The sequence below is a fragment of the Pseudomonadota bacterium genome (genome assembly GCA_022361155.1).
Lineage (GTDB): Bacteria > Myxococcota_A > Polyangia > Polyangiales > JAKSBK01 > JAKSBK01.
Window position 1 is genome coordinate 1 of sequence record JAKSBK010000118.1, and the last position, 1,848, is coordinate 1,848.

Genomic DNA, 1,848 nt, shown 5'->3' on the forward strand with positions numbered 1-1,848 from the left:
CCGAGATCTGCATCCATACCCGGCTCGCCGCCTCCGCCGTCCGGGCCACCACCATGGACCGGCCGGAATGGGTGGCCGCCCATCCAAAGAAGTCGGACGTCTACTGTGCGCTGACCAACAACAGCCGCCGCGGCCGCGGCAGCAACGCCGGCGGCGACGCCATGCCGGCCGCCGGCCCCAACCCCCGCGCCCGCAACATCTACGGCCAGATCGTCCGCTGGCGCCCCGACGGCGGCGACCACGCCGCCCCGGGGTTCCGCTGGGACCTGTTCGTACTGGCCGGGAACCCGAAGGTGCACCGGGGTGCCCGCCGCGGATCGGCCAACGTGACGGTGCGGAACATGTTCAACTCGCCCGACGGGCTGTCCTTCGGGCCGGGCGGCCTGCTCTGGATCCGGACCGACGGTAATGACAGCGATCAGGAGCACTTCGCCGGCATGGGCAACAACCAGATGCTGGCGGGCGACCCGGCGACGGGCGAGATCAGGCGGTTCCTGGTCGGCCCGCCCGACTGCGAGGTCACCGGCTTGACCTGGAGCGCCGATGGCCGGACCATGTTCGTCGGAATCCAGCATCCGGGCGTGGACGGCAACAGCCGGTTCCCGGACGGCGGCTCGGCACCGCCCCGGTCCTGCGTCATCGCCGTGCGGCGGGACGACGGCGCGCCCTTCGGCTGAGGCCCGCCTCACGCACTACGCTACGGCATCGTGGGCGGCGATGGCCGCCATGGTGACCATGGTCGACACGGTCGCACCCATGGGCAGGATCTGCACCGGCTTAGCCAGGCCCAGCAGCTTCGGGCCGATCACCGACTGGCCGCCCATGCCGTGCAGCAGCTTGGTGGAGATGTCGGCGCTGTGCAGTCCCGGCATGATCAGGATGTTGGCCGGGCCGGTCAGGCGGCAGAACGGGTAGCGCGCCCGCAGCTCCGGGTCCAGGGCCACGTCGACGCCCATCTCGCCGTCGTACTCGAAGCCGACCCGGCGGCCGTCCAGGATCTCCACGGCCCGGCGCACGATCTCGCCCCGGGCGATGTCCGGGTTGCCGAAGTTGGCGAAGGAGACCAGGGCCACCCGGGGTTCGTGGCCGAGCCGCCGGGTCTCGGCCGCCGCCTGTTCGGCGAAGTCGGCCAGCTCCTCCGCGCTGGGGGACTGGTGGACCGCCGTGTCGGCGACGAACAGCGTCCGCTCCCGGGCCAGGATCATGGAGAGGCCCAGCACCCGCCGGCCCTCCGCCGCACCCACCACGCGGGTGATGTGGTTCAGCACCGAGTGGTAGTTGCGGGTCAGGCCGGTCACCATGGCGTCCGCATCGCCGGTGGCGACCATGCAGGCGGCGAAGGTGTTGCGGTCCCGGTTGACCAGGCGTTGGCAGTCGCGCTCCAGGGCGCCGCGGCGCTGCAGACGCTCGTAGAGGAAGGCCGCGTAGCGGGGATGGCTGTCCGCGGACATGCTCCGGACCTCGATGCCGGCGGGCAGCGTCAGCCCCAGGCCGGCCACGGCGTCCCGGATGCGGTCCGCGTGGCCGATCAGGACGGGCGTGCCGAAACCGGCGTTGTGGAACGAGAGGGCGGCGCGGATGCTCTTCTCCTCCTCGCCCTCGGCGAAGACGACCCGCCGGGGGGCGGCGCGGACCTGTTCGAACAGGCGGTGCAGCCCGGCCGCCGTCGGGTCGAGCCGGGTCGAGAGCTCGGCCTCGTAGGCCGCCATGTCGATAATGGGCCTGCGGGCGACGCCGGACTCCATGGCCGCCCTGGCCACCGCCTTGGGCACGGCGACGATCAGCCGCGGGTCGAACGGCGTCGGGATCAGGTAGTCCGGCCCGTAGGTCAGGTGCTTGCCCGCGTAG

At 72.3% G+C, this 1,848-nt stretch carries 2 protein-coding genes; one reads left to right on the forward strand and one right to left on the reverse strand.

The window, feature by feature from the left end; all coding sequences use genetic code 11:
* Window positions 1–677, forward strand: a 677-nt coding sequence (locus tag MJD61_04105; GenBank protein ID MCG8554461.1) for a DUF839 domain-containing protein, incomplete at its 5' end; no start/stop codon positions are given.
* A gap of 15 nt (window positions 678–692) precedes the next feature.
* On the opposite strand, the gene MJD61_04110 is transcribed toward MJD61_04105, so the two are convergent.
* Window positions 693–1,709 carry a hypothetical protein gene (locus tag MJD61_04110; GenBank protein MCG8554462.1) on the reverse strand — a complete coding sequence of 339 codons (1,017 nt, stop codon included), beginning with the start codon at window positions 1,707–1,709 and terminating at the stop codon, window positions 693–695.
* Between the last annotated feature and the right edge of the window lie 139 nt (window positions 1,710–1,848).